This window comes from Streptomyces sp. 5-10, from assembly GCF_014712245.1.
GTDB classification, from domain to species: domain Bacteria; phylum Actinomycetota; class Actinomycetes; order Streptomycetales; family Streptomycetaceae; genus Streptomyces; species Streptomyces violaceusniger.
On sequence record NZ_JACVYG010000168.1, the window covers coordinates 1 to 3,137 of the forward strand.

At 68.2% G+C, this 3,137-nt stretch carries 1 protein-coding gene; it reads right to left on the reverse strand.

Going from position 1 to position 3,137, the window contains the following annotated elements; translation table 11 throughout:
• A partial coding sequence (locus IEJ02_RS47595; RefSeq protein WP_191070474.1) for a type I polyketide synthase occupies positions 1-3,137 on the reverse strand: 3,137 nt, incomplete at both ends.

Consider the following 3,137-nt stretch of genomic DNA (forward strand, 5'->3'; position numbering starts at 1 on the left):
CCAGATCCCAACCACGATCCACCGGAAAACCCGAAACCGCATCCACCCCACCGGCCACCAAATCCCACAACCCCTCCGGCGAGGCCACCCCACCCGGATACCGACACCCCACCCCCACAATCGCAATCGGCTCCACATCCACACCCACCACAGCCGGCACCGCAACAGCGGCATCCGACCGCACACCCGCACCCAGCCGACCGTCCAGATACCTGGCGATGGCCGAAGGCGTCGGGTAGTCAAAGATCAACGTGGTCGGGAGTCGAAGCTCGGTGGCCGCTCCAAGCTGATTACGCAGTTCGATCGCAGTGAGGGAGTCGAAGCCCAGATCCTTCAACGCGCGGTCGGCGTCGATTCCAGCAGGATCCGCGTGCCCCAGCACCGTCGCCACATGGGAACGGACCAGCTCCAGCAGCAACCTCTCACGCTCCTGCGGCGCCACCCCCGCCAACCGATCCCGCCACGCACCCGAACCATCCCGCCCCACCGCAACCCGGCGCACCCCACCCCGCACCACATTCCGCAGCAACGCCGGAACCGGCACACCACCACGCCCATGAAACGCCCGCACATCCACACGCACCGGCAACACCACACCACGCCCCACACCCTGAGCAGCGTCGAAGAGGGCGAGACCTTCTTCGGTGGTGAGCCCGGTGGTGCCGCCGCGTACCATGCGGGCGAGGTCGGTCTCGCTGAGGTTCTGGGTGATTCCGCTGGCTTGAGCCCACAGCCCCCAGCCCAGGGAGAGAGCGGGCAGTCCCTGAGCGTGGCGGTGTTGAGCCAAGGCGTCGAGGAAGGCATTGGCCGCCGCGTAACTCCCCTGCCCACCGGCACCGAGCGTGGCCGCGGCGGAGGAGTACAGTACGAACGCCTCCAGGCCCATGTCCTGGGTCAGCTCATGCAGATGCCACGCCGCATCCACCTTCGGCCCGAGCACCCGCTGAATACGCTCATCGGTCAGCCCCTCCACAACACCGTCATCAACGACCCCCGCGGTATGCACCACACCCCTGAGCGGCACCTCCGCCGGAACACCTGCCAACAGCTCACGCACGGCCTCGCGGTCGGCCACATCACACGCGGCCACGGCGACCGACGCCCCGGCCGCCTCCAGCTCGGCCACCAACTCCGCCATCCCTGGCGCATCCGGGCCCCTACGGCTGGCCAGCAGCAGATGCTCCACCCCGTGCTCAGCCACCAGATGCCGAGCCACCACACCCGCCAACACACCGGACGCCCCCGTCACCAACACGGTCCCGGCAGAGACCAGTGACGTAGACACTTGAGGGGTCACGGGCTTGGTCACGCGGGACAAGCGCGGAACCAGGACGGTCTCGCCCCGGACCGCCAGCTGCGGCTCTTCCGCACCAGCGGTGATGACCCGCGCCACCGCGTCCGCTGCAGCAGAGCTGATCTCGCTGCCGTGGTCGGGCTCGTGGTCCAGGAGGAGGAACCGGCCAGGGTTCTCGGTCTGCACCGACCGCAACAAACCCCACACCGGAGCCTGCACCAGATCCGCCACATCCTCACCCGCCCCAGCGGCGACCGCACCGCAGGTGGCCACCACCAGACGGGACCCGGCCAACCGCTCCTCACCAAGCCACCGCTGCACCGAAGACAGCACAGCCGAAAGCGACTCCCGCACCCCGGTAACCACGCCGCCGTCGACGCTCGTCGGGCAGGCCAGCACCACGGTCTCAGGCACCGCATCGCCCTCATCGAGCCCGCTGATCAACCCGGGTACGTCCGCGTAGCGAGCGTACGATCCGCCCGCGCGGACCACCGCCTCACCCAGCCCGGCGTCCGGCCCCACGAACGCCCACGACCCCCCTGACGCGTTCGATGGGTCGGAGAAGTCCAGGGTCTGCCAGTCCAGCTGGAAGAGCGAGTCATAACGGCTGGTCTGGGCGGCCTGTAGCTGCTCAGCCGAAATGGGCCGCAGGGTCAGAGACTCAATGGACACCACCAGCTGACCCGCCGCGTCCGCCACCTCCAACGCCACAGCGTCCGACCCGGCCCGGGTCAACCGCACCCGCACCACCGACGCACCCGAGGCATGCAACCGCACCCCCGACCACGCAAACGGAACACGTACGGCTTGCTCGTCCTCATCCGAAGCGATCACCGCCACCGCATGCAATACGGCGTCCAGCAGCGCCGGATGCACCCCGAAGCGCTCGGCCTCACCGACCCGTTCCTGCGGAAGACGGACCTGCGCGAACACCTCCTCGCCACACCGCCAGACCGTCTCCAACCCCCGGAAAGCCGGCCCATAGCCAAACCCACGCTCAGCGAACCCGGCGTAAAACCCCTCCGGATCCGACATCACCACCTCAGCACCCACCGGCGGCCACTGTTCCAGCGCCACCCCACCAGCAGCAGCCGACTCCTCAACGGCCAACAACCCACGCGCATGGCAGTTCCACACCGCGTCGTCCGCGCTCGCCGCGTCCTCGAGATGCGAGTAGACGGCAACCGGCCGCAGACCTGCCGCATCCGGCCCCTCGACCACCACCTGAACCTGGACACCGCCCCGCTCTGGCAGAACCAACGGCGCTTCCAGCGTCAGCTCCTCCACCCGGCCGCAACCGACCTGATCGCCCGCACGGATCACCAACTCGACCAACGCGGCTCCGGGGACCAACACCGATTCCAGCACCTGGTGATCAGCCAGCCACGAGTGCGTCTCCAGCGACAGTCGGCCCGTGAGGTAGACCGAATTGTGTGCCGCGGACTTCAACATCGCGCTGAGCAGCGAATGGTCAACATGGCCCTGCCCGATGCCGGTGGCGTCAACTGCTTGGGGCGGAGCGTCGAGCCAGTACCGTTGCCGTTGGAAGGCATAGGTGGGCAGGTCGAGCCGAGGCACCGAAGTGTTGGTGGCAGCTCCCAGCGCGGGTGACCAGTCGATAGACGCGCCAGTGACGAACTGCCGTGCCAGACAATTCAAGAGGGCCTGTACTTCCGGCTGGTCCCGGCGCAGGGAGGCGATGACCTCCGGCTCAGCACCAGGGCCGGACTCGGCCTCGATGAGGTGGGCGAGGCAGTTGTGGGCCATGGCGGTCAGGACACCGTCGGGTCCCAGTTCCACGAAGCGTGTCACCTGACCGTGCTCGGCCAGCCACTCCACACCC